This is a genomic window from Enterobacter sp. CRENT-193 (assembly GCF_002787395.1).
In the GTDB taxonomy this organism is placed as follows: domain Bacteria; phylum Pseudomonadota; class Gammaproteobacteria; order Enterobacterales; family Enterobacteriaceae; genus Enterobacter; species Enterobacter hormaechei_C.
Window position 1 is genome coordinate 3,687,074 of record NZ_CP024812.1, and the last position, 20,251, is coordinate 3,707,324.

Genomic DNA, 20,251 nt, shown 5'->3' on the forward strand with positions numbered 1-20,251 from the left:
CCTTTTTACGCCAGTGTAATGTCACAGCGACTAAGCATCCGCCAATCCCCCGCCAGTACCCGCGTCTTTCCGCTTACCTGCACGTTCACCACCGCGCGAATATCCGCCGAGGACGCGCCAACCTGTAGCTCAAACTCCCCTGGCTCGACAATTCGCTTTCCGTCCCGGCGGGTGAAATTAAACATCTCCACCGGCAGGGTAAAGGTCAGCGTGGCGGTTTCTCCCGGTGAAAGCGTAACGCGCTGGAACGCTTTCAGCTCCTGAAGCGGACGCACCTGCGTGGCGACCTTATCGCGTACGTACACCTGTACCACTTCGCTGCCGCTGCGCTCGCCGGTGTTGGTGATATCGACGCTTAACGCCACCTCTCCGTCGATCGGGACGCGGCTTTCAGCCAGGCGGGCCGCGCCCCAGCGAAACTGCGTCCAGCCGAGACCGTAACCGAACGGGTAAAGTGCGCCGAAATGGAACCCAAACGGCGTGCCGCCGCTTTTCAGCTTGTGGTTATAGTAGTACGGCATCGCCCCGGCGTTTTTCGGCACGCTCACTACCAGCCTGCCCTGCGGCTCCGCGCGGCCGGTTAAGACATCGGCAATCGCCCAGCCCCCTTCCTGCCCCGGCGCCCAGGCCATCATCAGCGCGGCCACCTTCTCTTCCAGCCCCTGAAGGTTATAAGGACGCCCGCCCGTCATGACGACAATCACCGGCTTACCGGTTGCCACCAGCGCCTCCAGCAGCTGTTGCTGCACGCCTGGCAGATCCAGCGAGTCGGTATCCGATCCTTCCCCCACGGTGCCGCTCTGGAATAGCCCGGCGAGGTCGCCCACGCAGGCCACCACTACGTCACTCTCTTTTGCCGCGCTCACGGCGTCGGGGATCAAATCCGTGCGTTGTGAAACCGGCGATTGCTGCATCGGTTTACCGCCGCTGTCGCCCGGGAACACCGGCGCACCCGCCATCCGTTTTTCGATAATCTGGCACCCTTTGGCGTAACGTATCTGCGATGCACCAAGGTACTGTTCCAGCGCCGCGCGCGGGGTAGTCACCTGCGAGGTCTCTTCAACCATATCGCTGATGATCAGGTGAACCGGGAAGCTGTAACCGCTCAGCAGCGCCAGCGGATCGTCCGCCGTCGGCCCCACTACCGCTACACGGGGTTTTCCGCCGAGGGGCAAAATGCCGTTATTTTCCAGCAGCGTGATCGATTTTGTTGCCACCTCGCGCGCCACCTGCCGGGTCGCCTCACTCTGCAAATCGATGCCGTCTTCGTCGGCGTACGGTTTTTCAAACAGCCCGAGACGGAATTTTTCACTTAGCACGCGCGCCACAATCTCATCCACTTTCGCCATTGAGATAAGCCCACGCTCTACCGCTTCCGCCAGATTACGCGCGCAGTCATCCTTCGGCAATTCCACGTCCAGCCCGGCGTTAAACGCCAGCGCCGCCGATTCCGCTGGATCGTGAGAAATTCCGTGGTGCTGGTGCAGCAGGCTGACGCCGCCGTAATCCGCCACGATAATGCCGTCGAAGCCCCACTGTTCACGCAGCACGGTAGTGAGCAGGAAATGGTCGCTGTGCCCTGGCTGATTATCAATGTCGTGATAGGCTGGCATCACCGAACCGGCGTTGGCCAGCTTCACCGCCATCTCAAACGGCAGCAGGAAGGTATCGTTTAGCTCGCTGAAACCGAGATGGACCGGCGCATGGTTGCGCGCCCCTTCGCTGAAGGAGTGGCCGACGTAATGTTTCAGGGTCGCCAGCAGATCGCGCTTATCGCCCTGCAACCCCTTCACGTACGCCGTCGCCATCACCCCTACCAGCCAAGGATCTTCCCCAAAGGTCTCTTCCGTCCGTCCCCAGCGCACATCGCGCGAGACATCCAGCACCGGGGCCAGCCCCTGCTGGCACCCGACGGATCGGGCCTCTTTGCCAATCTGCTCCGCTGCGCGCTGTACCAGCTCCGGGTCCCAGGTGGAACCGTAGTTTAGCGACGACGGGAACAGGGTTGCATCTTTGCACAGCAGCCCCACCAGACACTCCTCATGAAACAGCGCCGGAATGCCGAGCCGGGTCTCCTCCATCATCATGCGTTGCAGGCGGTTGGCGGCACGCACGCCGGTTTTTGCATTAACAATGTGCGTGCCGAGCGGACGGGTGATCTGCCCGACGCCGAGCTTCAGCCTTTCGTTGAGGGACGCCTGTTCGCTCACGCCAGCGAATTCATCGCTCAGATCGCTGCGCTCGCGGTGGTTGCCGTGTTCATCGAGGATCAGCCAGTACGCGTGCATCTGGGCAAATTTCTCTTCCGGCGTCATACGCGCCAGTAAATCAGCGACACGCTCGTGTACGGGACGTCCCGCGTCCTTGTAGATCGCAGTCATGGTTTACTCCTGTAGTGCGGATTGGGTTGCCGGGCTGAGCTGCCCCGCATCGTTTCGACTATCGCGTTTGCTGGCCAGCTCGCGGGCGATGCTGTCCACCAGCCGGCTGTTAAGTTTGTAGATGGCAAGGAGCGCCACCATGCAGAGGAACAGCGCGCAGGGGATCAGGGTGAACAGGGCATTGATGGTTGCAAGAACATGAGGCGCCTGGTTTGCCTGACCCGGAGCGTAATCCACCATGCCAAGCACCCAACCGACCACCGCCCCACCCAGCGCCAGCCCAAACTTGATGGCAAACAGGGCGGTAGAAAAGACCAGCCCGTCCAGGCGGCGGCCGCTACGGTGTTCTTCGTAGTCCACCACATCGGAGAACATGGTCCATTGCAGCGGCGTGGTCAGGTTCTGAATAAAGCTAAACACAATATTCAGACCGAATATCAGCCACACCTGCGAAGGCGGAATGAAGAAAATCAGCGCGCCAAAAATAACGAAAGAAATAATGGTCCACTGATAGGCACGCACCCGGTCAAATTTCCCCAGCAGGCGTTCAGATAATAATGCGCCGCTTAAGGAGGCCACCATGCCGGAAACAATAAAGGCAAAAACCAGTTCCGGACGTAACAGAACATAGTTAACGTAATACATGGTCGCAGAGCCACGCGTCACGACGGCGGTTAACAGTAAAATATTAAACAGAAAAACAATTCGCCACTGGCTATTGGCGGCCAGCAGTTTTAAATCCGTCAGCATCGAACCGGAGGTGTCATTGCGCGGCGAGTAACGCTCCCGGGTCATAAAGAAGCAGCAGAAGAATAAAACAATGCCCAGCAGCCCCATCAGGCTCATGGCATAGAAATAGCCTTTTTGCACATTCCCCTGGCCTAATAATGAGACCAGCGGCAGCGCGATGACCGTTACAATCAACCCGCCGATAAACGACAGGCCAAAGCGCCAGGATTGCAGCGAGTGGCGTTCGCGCGGGTCGAGCGTCAGCGCGCCGGGCATGGCACAGTAAGGGACGTTAATCGCAGAATAGATCAGACTCAGGATGGCATAGGTTACGCAGGCATAGACAATTTTTGCCGTCTGCCCGGCATCCGGTACGTAGAAGGTAATCAGGCAGCTCACGCCAAACGGAATGGCAAACCAGAGCAGCCAGGGACGAAAACGACCGTGGCGGGTCTGAGTGCGGTCCACCAGCGCGCCAATGCACGGGTCGACAAACGCATCGACCACGCGCACCACTAAAAACATGGTGCCCATAATGGCGGCAGGCAAACCGAATACGTCCGTATAGAAATAAGCGAGAAATAACGTTGCCGTTTGCCAGACCAGCGCGCTGGCCATATCGCCGAGGCCATAACCTATTTTATCTTTGGTACGTAATACAGAGGAGATTGTCATTGTTATTTGCCTTTTTATCAGGTTAAAACGTATTTCAACCAGTCGCGCATCATCCCGACGGATGTACGCGGTAAGGCTCAAGTATTAGCAACGCCCTGCCCGCTAACAATTGTCTAAATTAACAGATAAATTATGATATTTGGTTTTTTGCTTTATTTGTGATGGTGAGCATATTCGCAGGAAAATAAAAAAGGCGAGGACAGATATCCTCGCCTTTTTCAGATTATGCAGGTTTTACTTGTTCAGCTCTGCCAGGCTCAGCCAGGTCTGCACCACGGTGTCCGGGTTCAGGGAGAGGCTATCAATTCCCTCGTCCATCAGCCAGGCCGCAAAGTCTTCATGGTCAGAAGGACCCTGGCCGCAAATCCCGACATATTTACCCTGTTTCTTCGCCGCGCGGATGGCCATGGAGAGCAGCGCTTTCACCGCCTCGTTACGCTCATCGAACAGCTCAGAGACAACGCCGGAGTCGCGGTCCAGGCCGAGCGCCAGCTGCGTCATGTCATTCGAGCCAATGGAGAAGCCGTCGAAGTGCTCCAGGAACTGCTCTGCCAGCAGGGCGTTGGACGGAATTTCACACATCATGATGATCTTCAGCCCGTTCTCGCCGCGCTTCAGCCCCTGACGCGCCAGCTCATCTACCACCGCCTTCGCCTGATCCACGGTACGGACGAACGGGATCATGATTTCCACGTTGGTCAGCCCCATGTCGTTGCGCACGCGTTTTACCGCCTCGCACTCCAGCGCGAAGCAGTCGCGGAAGCTTTCCGACACGTAGCGTCCGGCGCCGCGGAAGCCCAGCATCGGGTTCTCTTCTTCCGGCTCGTAGCGTTCGCCGCCCACCAGGTTGGCGTATTCGTTCGACTTAAAGTCCGACAGACGCACGATCACGCGTTTCGGGTAGAAGGCCGCGCCGAGCGTGGCGATCCCTTCCGTCAGACGACCAACATAGAACTCTCTCGGCGAGTCGTAACCTTTCATCATCTCGCGGATTTCGTTTTGCAGTTTTGCGTCCTGGTCGTCGAACTCCAGCAGCGCACGCGGGTGCACCCCGATCATACGGTTAATAATAAATTCCAGACGCGCCAGGCCCACGCCTTCGTTCGGCAGGCAGGCGAAGTCAAACGCGCGGTCCGGGTTGCCGACGTTCATCATGATCTTCAGCGGCAGATCCGGCATGGTATCCACGCTGGAGCTTTTCACGCTGAAGTCGAGGATATCAGCATACACGTAACCGGTATCGCCTTCGGCACAGGAGACCGTCACGTTCTGGTCGTCCTTCATGCGTTCGGTCGCGTCACCACAGCCGACTACCGCCGGGATCCCCAGCTCACGGGCAATGATTGCCGCGTGACAGGTACGGCCACCGCGGTTGGTGACGATGGCAGCCGCTTTTTTCATGATCGGTTCCCAGTCCGGGTCGGTCATGTCGGTCACCAGCACGTCGCCTGGCTGAATGCGGTTCATCTCGCTAATGTCGTGGATCACTTTCACCGGACCGGCACCGATGCGGTGGCCGATTGCGCGGCCTTCCGCGACAATTTTGCCCTGCGCGTGCAGGGTGTAGCGCTCCATGACCTGACCGCGTGAACGGACGGTTTCCGGACGCGCCTGCACGATAAACAGCTTGCCGGTGTGTCCGTCTTTGGCCCACTCGATGTCCATCGGACGGCCATAGTGTTTTTCAATCTGCACCGCCTGCTTCGCCAGCTCTTCCACTTCGGCGTCGGTCAGGGAGAAGCGATCCCGCTGCTCCTGCGGCACATCTTCAATGGTGACCTGCTTGCCATGTTCTTGCGTCGGGGCATAGATCATGCGGATTTTTTTCGAGCCCATGGTGCGGCGTACCACTGCCGGACGGTTAGCCGCCAGCGTAGGCTTGTGCACATAGAATTCGTCAGGGTTCACCGCCCCCTGCACCACCATCTCGCCCAGACCCCATGCGGAGGTGATAAACACCACCTGGTCGAAGCCGGATTCAGTGTCGATAGAGAACATCACGCCGGAAGAGCCCACGTCGGAGCGCACCATGCGCTGTACGCCTGCGGAGAGCGCGACGCCGCGGTGGTCATAGCCCTGATGGACGCGATAGGAGATGGCGCGGTCGTTGAACAGGGAAGCAAACACATGCTTCACCGCCACCAGTACCGCCTCGTAACCCTGGACGTTGAGGAAGGTTTCCTGCTGCCCGGCGAAAGAGGCATCCGGCATATCTTCTGCGGTAGCGGAAGAGCGCACGGCAAAGGAGGCCTGCGCGTCGTCAGCGGAGAGCAGGTTGTAGGCGTCATGGATGGCTTTTTCCAGTTCCGGCTGGAAAGGTGTGTCGATAATCCACTGGCGGATTTGCGCGCCGGCTTTGGCAAGCTCGGTGACATCATCAATATCCGTTTTATCCAGCAGGTCGTAAATGCGCTGGTTTACACCGCTCTGGTCTAAAAACAGGTTAAACGCATCGGCGGTTGTGGCAAACCCGTTAGGTACGGAGACACCCATACCGGACAGATTTGTAATCATTTCACCCAGGGAGGCATTTTTGCCCCCAACTCTGTCTACATCATTCATGCCGAGTTGGTTATACCAAAGCACCAGCGGTGACGAGCCATTGTTGGACATCGAAACAATCCTTTTGTGATATTTGATCGGAGTAAGAAACACCTGACTACGTATTTATACTGGCATATTTATTTCCGCTAAAAAAACGGTGAATCGTGTAAGCAATTTAAATTTTCAACTTTTCGGACAGTTTCCCCGCACTCGCTAACCCGATGATTCCTATAGATTCCGGCAAAAACCTTAGAAATAAAGCCGCTAATCGAAAAATGAAATCCACTTTTCAGGAAAATCAAAAACACCATTTCATTTTAAATTCAGATAAGTTCTTTGCTGTGAAATTAACTTTTTTAATTTATGCTTTCAGGCAATTACGTACGCTATTCAGGGTGGATAAAATGGATAATGCTGTCGATCGCCACGTTTTTTATATTTCTGATGGGACGGCGATTACCGCCGAGGTGCTGGGACACGCGGTGATGTCGCAGTTTCCGGTATCGATAAACAGCATCACGCTGCCGTTCGTGGAAAATGAGAGCCGGGCCAAAGCGGTCAAGGACCAGATCGACGCCATTTACCAGCAGACCGGCGTTCGTCCGCTGGTGTTCTATTCCATTGTGATCCCTGAGATCCGCAATATCATTCTGCAAAGCGAGGGCTTCTGTCAGGACATCGTGCAGGCGCTGGTTGCCCCCTTGCAAAGCGAGCTGAAGCTCGATCCGACGCCGATCGCCCACCGTACCCACGGGCTGAACCCCGGTAACCTGACCAAATACGATGCGCGTATTGCCGCTATTGACTACACCCTGGCGCACGACGACGGGATCTCGCTGCGCAATCTCGACCAGGCGCAGGTGATTTTGCTCGGCGTGTCGCGCTGCGGTAAAACTCCCACCAGCCTATACCTGGCAATGCAGTTTGGCATTCGCGCCGCCAACTACCCCTTTATTGCCGATGATATGGATAACCTGATGCTGCCCGCCGCGCTCAAGCCGCTCCAGCATAAGCTGTTTGGGCTGACCATCAACCCGGAACGACTGGCGGCGATCCGCGAAGAACGTCGCGAGAACAGCCGCTACGCCTCGATGCGCCAGTGCCGAATGGAAGTCTCTGAAGTCGAAGCGCTGTACCGGAAAAATCAAATTCCCTGGCTGAACAGTACCAACTATTCAGTAGAAGAAATTGCCACCAAGATCCTCGATATCATGGGGCTAAATCGCCGCATGTACTAATATGCTAGTACATTAATCCAGTTTCAGTTATTATCATGCCATCCTCGGGGCGACGTGCCCCGAACTTGAAATCAGCAGGGATTGGTTTAAGGTGATGCCCATCACTTCCCGGTAGTCTGCCGATGAAGCAAAAAATTTCTGAGACATTCCATGAACAAAACCGACGAACTGCGCACCGCGCGCATTGATAGCCTGGTCACACCGGCTGAACTGGCCCGGCTGCATCCCGTTTCCGCCGAGGTGGCGGACCATGTGACGGCCTCCCGTCGCCGCATCGAAAAAATTCTCAATGGTGAAGACAAACGTCTTCTGGTGGTGATTGGCCCCTGCTCCATCCACGACCTGGACGCGGCAATGGATTATGCACAACGCCTTCAGACGCTGCGCGGCACGTATCAGGATCGCCTGGAGATCGTGATGCGTACCTACTTTGAAAAGCCGCGTACCGTCGTGGGCTGGAAAGGATTGATTTCCGATCCGGATCTGAACGGTAGCTACCGGGTGAATCACGGTATTGCGCTGGCGCGCAAGCTGCTGTTACAGGTTAACAAGCTGGGCGTGCCGACTGCCACCGAATTTCTGGATATGGTGACCGGACAGTTTATTGCCGACCTCATAAGCTGGGGCGCGATTGGCGCGCGTACCACCGAAAGTCAGATCCACCGTGAAATGGCGTCGGCGCTCTCCTGTCCGGTGGGCTTCAAAAACGGAACGGACGGTAATACCCGAATTGCCGTAGATGCCATCCGCGCGTCACGCGCCAGCCATATGTTCCTCTCCCCGGATAAAAACGGCCAGATGACCATCTACCAGACCAGCGGCAACCCGTTCGGACATATCATTATGCGTGGCGGTAAAAAACCGAATTACCATGCAGAAGATATTGCCGCCGCTTGCGAAACGCTGGCGGAATTTGACCTGCCCGAGCATCTGGTGGTGGATTTCAGCCACGGCAATTGTCAGAAACAGCACCGCCGCCAGCTGGACGTCTGCGAGGAAGTTTGCCAGCAGATCCGCAGCGGCTCGACCGCCATTGCAGGAATTATGGCGGAGAGCTTTATCAAAGAAGGCACGCAGAAGATCGTCGCCGGACAGCAAATGGTCTACGGCCAGTCAATCACCGACCCGTGCCTGAGCTGGGAAGACAGCGAACGGCTGCTGGAGATGCTGGCGTCTGCGGTAGATTCGCGCTTCTAACCCCTTGCCGGGTGGCGGCTTTGCCTTACCCGGCCTACGATTCGTGCCCTTCTCCCTCTCCCCGTGGGAGAGGGTCGGGGTGAGGGCGTCAGACCGCATCTCTCCCCCAAATTTGATCCCGTCACACAATTTTCACAAAAACGCTTGCTGTGAATTTGCAGTTTATTGATAATGATTATCATTGTTACATTGATTGTTATTTATAAACATTATGTCACCGACCGATAACAGCGCGGCAACGCCAACAAAAACACACACAGCGCCGTCCCCTGCTCCCACCGATCGCCGAATCGACAGTAAAAGCCTGTTGGGTGAGGAGGGACGGGTCATTATCGAGCATGACGGCCAGCACTACCTGCTGCGCCAGACCAATGCCGGAAAACTGATCCTGACTAAATAAACCAGACAACACATTCGCCAGCCACCCAGGTGATCCCCAGGCAGCCAGCGCTTTTCAATTCTTATGGAGAGTTGCTATGCCACACCTGCAATCCGCGTCTTTACGCCCGTCTCTTCTGGCGCTGGCGATTGTCAGCACCCTGCCGGGCGTTACGTTTGCCGCTGCAGACGAGATCACCGTCACCGCCACCGGCAATGCCCGCAGCGCCTTTGAAGCCCCCATGATGGTGAGCGTGATTGACGCCACCGCGCCGGAAAACCAGACCGCCAGCTCCGCTGCCGACCTGCTGCGCAAGGTGCCCGGTCTGACGCTGGACGGCACCGGGCGCACCAACGGTCAGGACGTTAACCTCCGTGGCTATGACCGCCGTGGCGTGCTGGTGCTGGTGGATGGCGTGCGCCAGGGCACCGATACCGGACACCTGAACAGCACGTTCCTCGATCCGGCACTGATCAAACGTATCGAAGTGGTACGTGGCCCTTCCGCCTTGCTGTACGGCAGCGGCGCGCTGGGCGGCGTAATTTCGTATGACACCGTCGACGCCAGCGATCTATTGGATGCAGGTAAAAACAGCGGCTATCGCGTATTTGCTACCGGTGCAACGGGCGATCACAGCATCGGGATGGGCGCCAGCGCCTATGGCCGCACCGATACCCTGGACGGTGTGGTCTCCTGGTCCAGCCGCGATCGCGGCGACATTCGCCAGAGTGACGGCGCGAGGGCGCCAAACGACGAATCCATCAACAATATGCTGGCGAAAGGCAGCTGGAAAATCGATCCGGCGCAGACGCTGAGCGGCTCTCTGCGTTACTACAATAACGACGCGCAGGAGCCAAAAAATCCGCAGACCACGGATGCCAGCAGCAGTAACCCGATGACCGATCGTTCCACCATTCAGCGCGATGCCCAGCTTGGCTACCGCATTGCGCCAGCCGGAAACAACTGGCTGAACGCCGATGCGAAAATTTACTGGTCCGAAGCGAGGATCAACGCCCAGAACATCGACGCCAGCGGCGAGTTCCGTAAGCAGACCACCAAAGGCGGAAAAGTCGAAAACCGCACCCGCCTGTTCAGCGACTCCTTCGCCTCGCACCTGCTGACCTACGGCGGGGAATACTATCGTCAGGAGCAACACCCTGGCGGCGCGACCACCGGCTTCCCGGACGCTAAAATCGACTTCAGCTCCGGCTGGTTGCAGGATGAGATTACCCTGCGCGACCTGCCGGTAACGCTTCTCGGCGGGACGCGTTACGACAACTACCGCGGCAGCAGCAGCGGTTACGATGACGTGGATGCGGATAAGTGGTCATCACGCGCCGGGTTAACCGTGAGTCCAGCCGACTGGCTGATGCTGTTCGGCTCTTACGCCCAGGCCTTCCGCGCGCCAACGATGGGCGAGATGTATAACGACTCGAAGCACTTCTCTATCGGCAGCTTCTACACCAACTACTGGGTGCCGAACCCGAACCTGCGTCCGGAAACTAACGAAACCCAGGAGTTCGGTTTTGGGCTACGTTTTGACGATCTGCTGCTCGCCAACGACGCGCTGGAGTTCAAAGCCAGCTACTTCGACACCAAAGCGAAAGATTACATCTCCACTACCGTCGATTTTGCGGCGGCCACCACCATGTCCTATAACGTACCAAATGCCAAAATCTGGGGCTGGGACATGATGGCGACCTACGCGACCAGCCTGTTCAACCTGGACGTGGCCTACAACCGCACGCGCGGGAAAGATACCGACACGGGCGAATACATCTCCAGCATCAACCCGGACACCGTCACCAGCAAGCTGGATATCCCGGTGGCGCAAAGCGGATTCTCCGTGGGCTGGATCGGCACCTTCGTCGAACGTTCAACGCACATCAGCAGCAGCTACAGCGAGCAGCCTGGCTACGCAGTGAATGATTTCTACGTCAGCTATAAAGGTCAGCAGCAGTTCAAAGGCATCACCACCACCCTCGTGCTGGGGAACGCCTTCGACAAAGCCTACTGGTCACCGCAGGGCATCCCGCAGGATGGCCGCAACGGCAAGATCTTCGTCAGTTATCAATGGTAATTCCCTTCGGGGCAACGATTCAGAAGGATAAGATTATGGGTCACTACACACGCTGGCTTGAGCTTAAAGAAGAACATCCGGGTAAGTACGCCCGTGATATCGCCGGATTAATGCACATCAGCGAAGCAGAGCTGGCATTTGCGCGCGTGGGACACGACGCCTGGCGGCTGCGCGGTGAAATCCGTGAGATTCTGGCGGCGCTGGAGTCGGTGGGGGAAACCAAATGCATCTGCCGTAACGAATACGCCGTTCATGAACAGATCGGAGCGTTTACTAACCAGCACCTCGGCGGCCACGCCGGGCTGGTGCTAAATCCGCGTGCGCTGGATCTGCGTTTGTTCCTCAACCAGTGGGCGAGCGCGTTTCACATAAGTGAAACGACCTCCCGCGGCGAACGTCAGAGCATTCAGTTCTTCGATCATCAGGGCGACGCTTTACTTAAGGTCTACACCACGGATCACACCGACGTTGCCGCCTGGGGCGACGTGCTGACCCGTTTTATCATTGCCGATAACCCCGCTCTGGCGCTAAAGGCTGTCGAGGCCCCTGCGCATTCCGACGGTGCTGATGCAGGCTCGGTGGAGAAAGAGTGGCGCGCCATGACCGACGTGCATCAGTTCTTTAGCTTACTGAAGCGCCATAACCTGAGCCGCCAGCAGGCGTTTCGTCTTGTGAGTGACGATCTGGCCTGTAAGGTGGATAACAGCGCGCTGGCACAGCTGCTGGAGACGGCGCGACAGGACAGAAACGAAATCATGATCTTCGTCGGCAACCGCGGCTGCGTGCAGATTTTCACCGGTGTGGTGGAAAAACTGACGCCCATGAAAGGCTGGCTGAACATCTTCAACCCAACCTTTACCCTGCACCTGCTGGAGGAGGCCGTCGCGGAGACGTGGGTAACGCGCAAGCCGACGGCGGACGGTCACGTCACCAGCCTGGAGCTGTTTGCGGCGGATGGCACCCAAATCGCCCAGCTCTATGGGCAGCGTACCGAAGGCGAGCCTGAGCAGAGCCAGTGGCGTCGCCAGATTGACGCCCTGACGCCAGAAGGGCTGGCCGCATGAAAAACTGGTTTGCCCTGCTCTGCGCCCTGCCGCTGGTCGCCGTCGCCGCGCCGGAGAGAATTGTCGCCCTCGGCGGCGACGTGACGGAGATCGTCTACGCCCTCGGCGCGGAGTCTTCTCTGGTTGCGCGCGACAGTACCAGCCAGTGGCCGCAGGCGACAAACGCGCTGCCTGACGTGGGGTATCTTCGCCAGCTGAATGCGGAGGGGATTTTGTCCGTACGCCCGACGCTGGTGCTGGCAAGCGACCAGGCGCAGCCCTCTCTGGCGCTGAAGCAGGTTGAACAGAGCCACGTCCGCGTGGTTACCGTTCCCGGCACGCCTGACCTGCGCGCGATTGACGAAAAAGTGAGGGTGATAGCTCAGGCGACGCATCATGAGGCGCAAGGGGAAACCCTGCGCAGCTCGCTGCGTCAGGCGCTGGCGGCACTGCCCTCAATACCGCTCAACAAGCGGGTGCTGTTTATCCTCAGCCACGGCGGAATGACCGCAATGGCGGCCGGGCAACAGACCGGCGCGGATGCGGCAATACGCGCCGCCGGGTTGCAGAACGCCATGCAGGGCTTTACCCGCTATCAGCCGCTTTCCCAGGAGGGGGTGATGGCCAGCCAGCCGGATCTGGTGGTGATTTCGCAGGAGGGCCTTAACGCGCTGGGCGGCGAAGAAAATCTGTGGAAACTGCCCGGTCTGGCGCAAACGCCAGCGGGACGAAGCAAGCAGGTGCTGGCTATTGATGACATGGCCCTGCTGGGCTTCAGCGTCCGCACGCCGAAAGCCATACAACAGCTGCGTGCCAGAGCGGAGCAACTGCCCTGATGTCCCGGCGCATCACATTATCGTTATGGCTTCTGGCGGGGTCGCTTACCGTCATGACGATCATGGCTACCGGTTTTGGGGCGTTACGCCTGCCGGTGAACGTGCTCTGGAGCGGCAGCGATGAGACGCTACGCCAGATCTGGCTCACCATCCGTCTGCCCCGCGTGCTGCTGGCGCTGGTGATTGGCGGGTCGCTGGCGCTCGCCGGCTGCGTCATGCAGGGGCTGTTCCGCAATCCGCTTGCCGACCCGGGCCTGCTCGGGATCAGCAGCGGTGCGGCGCTGGCCGTCGCCCTGTGGGTGGTGCTCCCGCTCGCGCTGCCCGCGCTGGTGATGCTCTACGCCCCTATGCTGGCGGCATTTCTTGGGGCGCTGGCAGCCACAGGCGTGATCTTCCTGCTCAGCAAGCAGCATGACACCTCTCTGTCACGTCTGTTGCTGGTGGGTATCGCCATCAATGCCCTGTGCGGTGCGGCAGTGGGTGTGCTTTCGTGGGTCAGCAATGACGCCCAGCTGCGTCAGCTTTCACTCTGGGGAATGGGAAGTCTTGGTCAGGCGCAGTGGTCCACGCTGCTCGCCGTGACCTCGCTGATGGTGCCTGCCGCTCTGGCGATCTGGCGCTGTGCCAGTGCGTTAAATTTACTGCAACTGGGTGAAGAGGAAGCGCATTACCTTGGCGTGGACGTTGCCCTTGTACAGCGAATATTACTGTTATGCAGCGCCCTGCTGGTCGCTGCGGCTGTCGCCGTCAGCGGCGTGATTGGCTTTGTCGGACTCGTGGTGCCGCACCTGATGCGCATGTGGTTGGGCGCCGATCACCGGGCAACCCTCCCCGGCACGGTACTCGCGGGCGCGTTACTGCTGCTGGTGGCGGATACGGTCGCGCGCACCCTGGTCGCCCCGGCAGAAATGCCGGTCGGCCTGCTCACCAGTATCCTTGGCGCTCCCTGGTTCTTATGGCTCATTTTTCGTCGTGGAGAACAGCATGGCTGAACGTTATACGGCTGAAAATCTGACTTTTACCCGGTCTGGCCGCACGCTGACAGATAACGTTTCGCTGTCACTGTCGCAGGGAGAGCTGGTTACATTGATCGGCCCCAACGGCGCGGGGAAATCCACGCTGCTGCGGCTGCTGACCGGCTATCTGAAACCCGACAGCGGAGGCTGTTCGCTGGCGGGAAAAGCGCTGGATGAATGGCATCCGCAGACGCTGTCGCGCTATCGGGCGGTGATGCGCCAGCAATCTCAGCCTGGATTTGACTGGCAGGTGGAGGAGATCGTTGGAATGGGGCGTGCGCCCTGGACGCGTCACCCGGAACCGTCAATTGTGCGTGAGGTGTTGCAGCTGACCGGTTGCCTGCCGCTGGCCGGCAGGCGCTATCATGCCCTCTCGGGGGGCGAGCAACAGCGCGTCCAGCTCGCCCGCGCGCTGGCGCAGCTGTGGCGTGACGGAACGCCACGCGGCTGGCTGTTTCTCGACGAACCCACTTCCGCGCTGGATCTCTACCACCAGCAGCATCTGCTGCGCCTGTTGAAATCGCTGACCCGTCAGGGCCATCTTCACGCCTGCGTGGTGCTGCACGATCTCAATCTTGCCGCATTATGGTCGGACCGGATCCTGCTGTTACACAACGGCAGGATTGTTTCTCAGGGCATACCGGAGACGGTTTTGCAGGCCGACGCGCTGGCACGCTGGTACGGTGCGCAGGTGCACGTCGGCAGACATCCGGCGCACGCCGCGCCGCAGGTTTTTCTCGCCCCTTAGCTTGAGCAGCTCACTTCCAGCCGCTTGCCCCAGTCCGGCGGGCGGCTGACATAGTCATCCTCCCGGTCGGCAAACGGCGTGCGCAGGGCGATATGTAGCCGATGCAGCTCGGTATAGTCCCCCTGCTCTGCCTGCTCAATGGCCCGCTGCGCCAGCCAGTTGCGCAATACCATCGCCGGGTTAACCGCCTTCATCCGCGCCTGGCGGGTATAGTCATCAATTTGTTCCTGCTGTAAACGCGCCCGGTAAGCGGCAAACCAGTCATCAAACGCCTGTCGATCGACGAACTCGTCGCGCAGCGGTGACGCGGCGCTCTGCTGCGCGGTCTGGCTCAGCATACGGAAGGTTCGGGTATAGTCGCTGCCTTCACGCGCCATGATGGCAAACAGCCCATTCAGCAGCGCGTTATCGCCTTTTTCCTGCGTCATCAGCCCCAGCCTGGTGCGCATTAACACACCGTATTCCCGCAGCAGGATCTCCTGATAGCTGTCCAGCGCATCGTTCAGGGCATCGACGTCGATAAACGGCGACAGGCTTTGTGCAAGCCGCTGAAGGTTCCACAGCCCCACCGCAGGCTGGTTGTCGAAACGGTAACGCCCCTGATAGTCCGAATGGTTACAGATGTAACCCGGCTGATAGTCATCAAGGAAGCCGTACGGACCGTAGTCAAACGTCAGCCCTAACAGGGACATGTTGTCGGTGTTCATCACCCCATGGGCAAAGCCGACGGCCTGCCAGCGGGCAATCATTGCGGCGGTGCGCGCAACAATATCACGGAACCAGAGAACATAGCGGTCCGGCTCGTTTTGCAGGTGCGGCCAGTGACGACGAAGAGCGTAATCGGCAAGCTGGCGGACTTTATCCGGCTCGCGGCGATAGTAGAAGTGTTCAAAATGACCGAAACGCAGATGGCTTTCCGCCACGCGGACCAGCATCGCTCCCTGCTCCATCGTTTCGCGGGCCACCGGCGTGTCGCTGGTGACAATGGACAGCGCACGTGAGGTAGGGATCCCCAGAGCGTGCATCGCCTCGGAAGCCAGACCTTCACGTATGGTTGAACGCAGCACCGCGCGGCCATCTCCCATGCGTGAGTATGGGGTTAGCCCTGCCCCTTTCAGGTGCCAGTCGAGCGTTTCGCCATTCGGCAGAACTTGTTCACCCAGCAGGATACCGCGGCCATCGCCGAGCTGTCCCGCCCAGACGCCAAACTGATGTCCGCTGTAGACCTGAGCCAGCGGCTTCATGCCCGGAAGCAGCGTTTCGCCGCCCCAGACGCCGGCGCCTTTTTCTGGCTGAAAAAGCGTCGAAGGGATGCCAAGCGAATCCGCTAATGCATCGTTATGCCAGATAAGACGCGCGTTTTGTAAAGGCGTTGGCTTAAGCGCGGTGTAAAAGCCGGGTAATTCATCGTGCCAGTGAGCAGTAAAAGACAGGGTCATAAGTCCTCCTGCTTTAAGTGTAGAGGGTTTCCCTGGACGTAAACACGGGCGAAGAAAGGGGTTATTGCTGTACGAGAGTCGTGACCCGCTCTGCCGGGACGGCAGGCCACAGGCTTCCCTGCATTGCACCAAAATTGAATGGCAGCACGCGTTGTAAGATGCCGTGATCGTCAATTCCCGAGACCATGACCGACTGACAGTGCGGCGCGATCTGCCAGAGAATAGCGCGCATAAAAGGCTCAAACGAGAGTGCCGAGACACGCTGCTGGATAAAGTTTTTATCCAGAACCACCCGTTTGAACAGACCATCATAAACCGGCTTAAGGGACGCAGCCCCTGCACCGAAGTTAGCCAGCACTAAGGGGAAATGGATCGCCATTCTTGCCAGACAGGGATCGTCTTTCCCGTTATTTAAACCTGGATAGTTCTCATTAACAGTAAACTCAAGAAACGGATATCGTTCAAGGATTGAAACAGCGTTCTCATTAGTTAATAAAAACTCAACAATTGCAGGTGTAATATTGATCCATGCAATTAACTGATGCTGAATAAAAAATAGCTTACAGGTATCGAGTAATTGTAGTTTCTCCTGAAACAGCGCTAATTCATCTTCCTGAGAAAGATGGGGGATAACCAGTTCAGTCGGGATCCGTACGTCCGCACCCACGCCAGTAAAGTTAACCAAAATCTCTAAACCTTTAAGCAAACCTGCACTATCACGCGCCGGAAGGAGTAAAAGTTCAGACTGGTAAGCATTATCTAGCGTAATAATCATCGCGCTTGTCCTGCATTAAAGATGAGAGAGAACATCCTGGAGCAATTGCAGGCACAATTCCACTGTCTTGATTTTAATAAGATTAATTTCATTCTTTCCGTATTAATTTTCAGATTTTTCCCTGAATCTTAATTAATTTTATCCTGGTTATTGAATAATAGCCAGTTTTAGATAAAACAGGCACATGCCGCCATAAATAATTGGGCAAAAAATTTAACTTTAATCAACCCGTAAGAAAAGCCTGACGTCTATTTTCACCGCCAGGCCCTCCGCACTACATTCTTATGCAGCGGTTAAATACGTCTGGCCTGCCAGAAGTTTTTACGCCAGTAAACATTATCCAGAGAGGAGCGCATCACGCCACGGCTGGTCGAGGCATGAATGAACTGATTATCGGTGTCATAAATGCCGACATGAAGGCCGCTTTCACCGGAGCCCGTTTTAAAAAAGACCAGATCGCCGGGCAGGAGTTCGTCTTTATCAATTTCAGTGCCGATTTTCGCCTGCATACGCGTTTCTCGCGGAAGCTGGAGGTCAAATTTATCGCGGAAGGTCATCAGCACGAATCCTGAGCAATCCACCCCGCCCCGGCTCATGCCGCCGTAGCGATAAGGGGTGCCGCGCCAGTTGCTGAGCTGATCGTTCAGGCTGGCAATGACCGTAATGGAATCGGAAAGCCGTGGGTTGGGCGGAGGTGCACGATGGCTGCTGCATCCTGCAAGAAATAGCGCCGCAACAAGGAGAAACCAGAATCGCATTTCAGACGAATCCTCTGCTTTTTTTGTTCTTTCGGTAATTTAGCGTGCATCTATGCGACTGTGCAAGAAAGGTTATTCCTGCGCCGTGGAAATGAGCATCTTGTGGCCTTCAATATCCAGCCTCCGGAACGACATGTGGTAAGCGCTCGCAAGATTGGCGGCCGTCAGCACGTTGTCGCGCGTTCCGCTGGCAATCAGTTTGCCACGCGCCAGCAACCACACCCGATGCGCGTGGCGCAACGTATGGTTTAAATCATGGCTGCTCATCACAATGGCGATCCCCTTGCGACATAGCGCGCTGAGCAGGGTATCCAGCGCTGCCTGTTGGGCAACGTCCAGCCCGCTCATCGGCTCGTCCAGCAGCAGCATCCGCCCGTGAGGATTTCCCGCCGGATGGATCTGAAGGATAACGGCGGCCAGACGCACGCGCTGCCACTCGCCGCCGGAAAGCTGATTTGCCTGCCGGGTGAGCTTATCGTCTAACCCGAGCGCCGCAGCAACCTCGTTGAGCAAGCCCACCTGATTTTTATCAGACAGATGCAGCGTCAGGTAGTGCCAGACGGGCATCGCAAAGGGCGGAACCTGCTGCTGAACCAGGTAGCTTCGACGGGAGGCAAGTGTAGCGGGTAGCCAGTCGACGAGCGATTGCCCGAGAAAGGTTATCTCTCCTTCCCCGGTGGTCAGCCCCGCCATGCGAGCCAGCAGCGTGCTTTTTCCGGCGCCGTTTGGCCCAACCAGGTGAAGGATTTCACCTGCGTTGACTGCGGCAGTCACAGGCTCAAGACGTCCCTTCCCGGCAACGTCCGTGAGCTGCATCAGCAGCGTCATTATTTCGCCAGCGCCAGCTTGATTGATTCCATCACGATAGGATCTTCCGGCGTCATGTCAGGCGAAAAACGCTGCACGACCTGACCGTCACGTCCAATCAGGAATTTTTCGAAGTTCCACAGAATATCGTCCGGATAGAGCGGCGCGCGGCCTTTACTCGCCATACGCTCATAGAAACCACTCTCTTCAGGCGCAACGGCGGTCGGCGCCGCGGCCACCAGTTTGGCATACAGCGGATGACGATTTTCCCCGTTCACGTCAATTTTGCTGAACATCGGGAACGTCACGCCATAGGTTGTGCTGCAAAAGGTCTTAATTTCCTCTTCGCTGCCCGGCTCCTGGCCCAGGAACTGGTTGCACGGGAAGCCGAGTACGGTAAAGCCGTCTTTTTCCCAGGCTTTATGAATGTTTTCCAGCTGTTCATACTGCGGCGTAAGGCCACATTTCGACGCCACGTTCACGATGAGCAGCACCTTGCCCTTGTAGCCTTCCAGCGTGGTTTTCTCGCCGTCAATGGTCGTCACTTCGGTATTCAGAATATCAGACTGCATAGCATTCCCTCAGGTTGACTTACAGGTTGTGTTTTAACGTCCAGCTTTTAATAGTAGCCAGATAAAGACCGGCGCGCCCAGCGTTGCGGTCACCACGCCTATGGGCAACTCAGCGGCCGTCAGGGCGAGTCGGGCGATGATATCGGCAACCAGCAGCGTTGCCGCCCCGGCAACCGCCGAGGCCGGGAGCAGGGTTCGGTGGTCCGTCATGCCGCACAGACGCAGCATATGCGGGATCACCAGCCCAATAAAGCCAATCGCCCCCGCCAGCGCCACGCTTACGCCCACCATCCAGCCGATGGCGATAACCAGCACGTTGCGCCAGAATCCAATCGGCATCCCGAGCTGGCGAGCAGACGTTTCGCCCAGCGCGAGAATATTCAGCGGCTGCGCCTGGAAAACCATCCACAGAATAACCGGGATCAGGAGCACCATCAGCCACCCCTGACGCCAGTCGACGCCACCAAATCCCCCCATCATCCAGTACATTAACTGGCGCAGATCGAAGGAGGTGGAGAAGTAGACGGCCCAGGTCATCAGCGCACTACAGATGATCCCCAACGCTACCCCGGCAAGCAGCAGCCGGCTGGTGGACAAATGGCGACGAGCAAAGCGCAGAAGGATAAGGGTTATCAACAGCGCGCCTAGGATGGCGCTGAGGCTAATCCCCCAGGCGGAGAGCTCGCCTCCCCCCAGCATCACGGCGGCGATAAGCCCGACGCCTGCACCATTCGAGACCCCGAGAAGCCCGGGTTCTGCCAGAGGGTTTTCAAATAATGCCTGCATGATCGTACCGCACAGCGCCAGCGCAGCGCCGACTAAAAGGACAGCCAGCGTCCGCGGCAGGCGGATCTGCCAGACAAAGAGCTGCCCTTCAGGCGTAAACCAGCTTTCCGGCCCCAGCCACCGATCGCCCGCGCACAGGCTGACGGTGGTAGCGACAATCAACAGCACCCCGAGCAGACACAGGCGGCGGAGATCGGAGCGGTGCTGAAGTCGGGCAAAATCAAGCATAGACGATAGGTTATCCGGTT

General features: G+C 57.7%; 17 protein-coding genes. 8 read left to right on the forward strand and 9 right to left on the reverse strand.

Annotation, left to right across the window (positions count from 1 at the left end):
* Nucleotides 1-5: 5 nt before the first annotated feature.
* From CU081_RS18335 to ppsA, 3 genes are all read right to left on the reverse strand, one after another.
* Entirely contained in the window at nt 6-2,381 is a 2,376-nt protein-coding gene (locus tag CU081_RS18335) for a glycoside hydrolase family 3 N-terminal domain-containing protein (RefSeq protein ID WP_058647315.1), read from the reverse strand.
* Between the two features lie 3 nt (nt 2,382-2,384).
* The gene (locus tag CU081_RS18340) at nt 2,385-3,785 is read right to left on the reverse strand and encodes an MFS transporter (RefSeq protein WP_003857776.1); all 1,401 of its coding nucleotides are present in this window, start codon (nt 3,783-3,785) and stop codon (nt 2,385-2,387) included.
* Between the two features lie 234 nt (nt 3,786-4,019).
* Nucleotides 4,020-6,398 carry a phosphoenolpyruvate synthase gene (ppsA, locus tag CU081_RS18345; RefSeq protein ID WP_003857777.1) on the reverse strand — a complete coding sequence of 793 codons (2,379 nt, stop codon included), beginning with the start codon at nt 6,396-6,398 and terminating at the stop codon, nt 4,020-4,022.
* Between the two features lie 335 nt (nt 6,399-6,733).
* Here ppsA and ppsR point away from each other — a divergent pair, with 335 nt between their 5' ends.
* The 8 genes from ppsR to CU081_RS18385 all read left to right on the forward strand — a co-directional run bounded on the left by ppsR (nt 6,734) and on the right by CU081_RS18385 (nt 14,866).
* Entirely contained in the window at nt 6,734-7,567 is an 834-nt protein-coding gene (ppsR, locus tag CU081_RS18350) for a posphoenolpyruvate synthetase regulatory kinase/phosphorylase PpsR (protein WP_003857779.1), read from the forward strand.
* Between the two features lie 150 nt (nt 7,568-7,717).
* On the forward strand, nt 7,718-8,764 hold the full coding sequence (gene aroH, locus CU081_RS18355; RefSeq protein ID WP_003857781.1) for a 3-deoxy-7-phosphoheptulonate synthase AroH: 1,047 nt from the start codon (nt 7,718-7,720) through the stop codon (nt 8,762-8,764).
* Between the two features lie 211 nt (nt 8,765-8,975).
* A complete protein-coding gene (hemP, locus tag CU081_RS18360; protein ID WP_015570723.1) occupies nt 8,976-9,164 on the forward strand; it encodes a hemin uptake protein HemP in 189 nt (62 codons plus the stop codon).
* A gap of 76 nt (nt 9,165-9,240) precedes the next feature.
* Nucleotides 9,241-11,223: a TonB-dependent hemoglobin/transferrin/lactoferrin family receptor gene (locus CU081_RS18365; RefSeq protein WP_022650912.1), complete on the forward strand. Its 1,983-nt coding sequence runs from the start codon at nt 9,241-9,243 to the stop codon at nt 11,221-11,223.
* Nucleotides 11,224-11,258: 35 nt separating this feature from the next.
* Nucleotides 11,259-12,287 carry a hematinate-forming heme oxygenase ChuS gene (gene chuS / locus CU081_RS18370; protein WP_022650911.1) on the forward strand — a complete coding sequence of 343 codons (1,029 nt, stop codon included), beginning with the start codon at nt 11,259-11,261 and terminating at the stop codon, nt 12,285-12,287.
* The gene (locus CU081_RS18375; RefSeq protein ID WP_022650910.1) at nt 12,284-13,102 is read left to right on the forward strand and encodes a heme/hemin ABC transporter substrate-binding protein; all 819 of its coding nucleotides are present in this window, start codon (nt 12,284-12,286) and stop codon (nt 13,100-13,102) included. Before chuS ends, CU081_RS18375 begins: the two co-directional genes overlap by 4 nt.
* Entirely contained in the window at nt 13,102-14,094 is a 993-nt protein-coding gene (locus CU081_RS18380) for a FecCD family ABC transporter permease (RefSeq protein WP_039268858.1), read from the forward strand. Before CU081_RS18375 ends, CU081_RS18380 begins: the two co-directional genes overlap by 1 nt.
* Nucleotides 14,087-14,866 (forward strand): heme ABC transporter ATP-binding protein, encoded by a 780-nt coding sequence (locus CU081_RS18385; RefSeq protein WP_022650908.1) that lies wholly within the window; start codon nt 14,087-14,089, stop codon nt 14,864-14,866. Before CU081_RS18380 ends, CU081_RS18385 begins: the two co-directional genes overlap by 8 nt.
* On the opposite strand, the gene selO is transcribed toward CU081_RS18385, so the two are convergent.
* From selO to btuC, 6 genes are all read right to left on the reverse strand, one after another.
* Nucleotides 14,863-16,305: a protein adenylyltransferase SelO gene (selO, locus tag CU081_RS18390; protein WP_022650907.1), complete on the reverse strand. Its 1,443-nt coding sequence runs from the start codon at nt 16,303-16,305 to the stop codon at nt 14,863-14,865. The genes CU081_RS18385 and selO overlap by 4 nt on opposite strands.
* Before the next feature lie 61 nt (nt 16,306-16,366).
* On the reverse strand, nt 16,367-17,080 hold the full coding sequence (locus CU081_RS18395; RefSeq protein WP_003857794.1) for an EAL domain-containing protein: 714 nt from the start codon (nt 17,078-17,080) through the stop codon (nt 16,367-16,369).
* Nucleotides 17,081-17,373: 293 nt separating this feature from the next.
* On the reverse strand, nt 17,374-17,838 hold the full coding sequence (locus tag CU081_RS18400) for an NlpC/P60 family protein (RefSeq protein WP_015570730.1): 465 nt from the start codon (nt 17,836-17,838) through the stop codon (nt 17,374-17,376).
* Nucleotides 17,839-17,910: 72 nt separating this feature from the next.
* Nucleotides 17,911-18,666 (reverse strand): vitamin B12 ABC transporter ATP-binding protein BtuD, encoded by a 756-nt coding sequence (gene btuD, locus CU081_RS18405; RefSeq protein ID WP_022650906.1) that lies wholly within the window; start codon nt 18,664-18,666, stop codon nt 17,911-17,913.
* A complete protein-coding gene (locus CU081_RS18410; protein WP_022650905.1) occupies nt 18,666-19,217 on the reverse strand; it encodes a glutathione peroxidase in 552 nt (183 codons plus the stop codon). Before CU081_RS18410 ends, btuD begins: the two co-directional genes overlap by 1 nt.
* A 33-nt stretch (nt 19,218-19,250) precedes the next feature.
* On the reverse strand, nt 19,251-20,231 hold the full coding sequence (gene btuC, locus CU081_RS18415; RefSeq protein ID WP_022650904.1) for a vitamin B12 ABC transporter permease BtuC: 981 nt from the start codon (nt 20,229-20,231) through the stop codon (nt 19,251-19,253).
* Nucleotides 20,232-20,251: the final 20 nt, after the last annotated feature.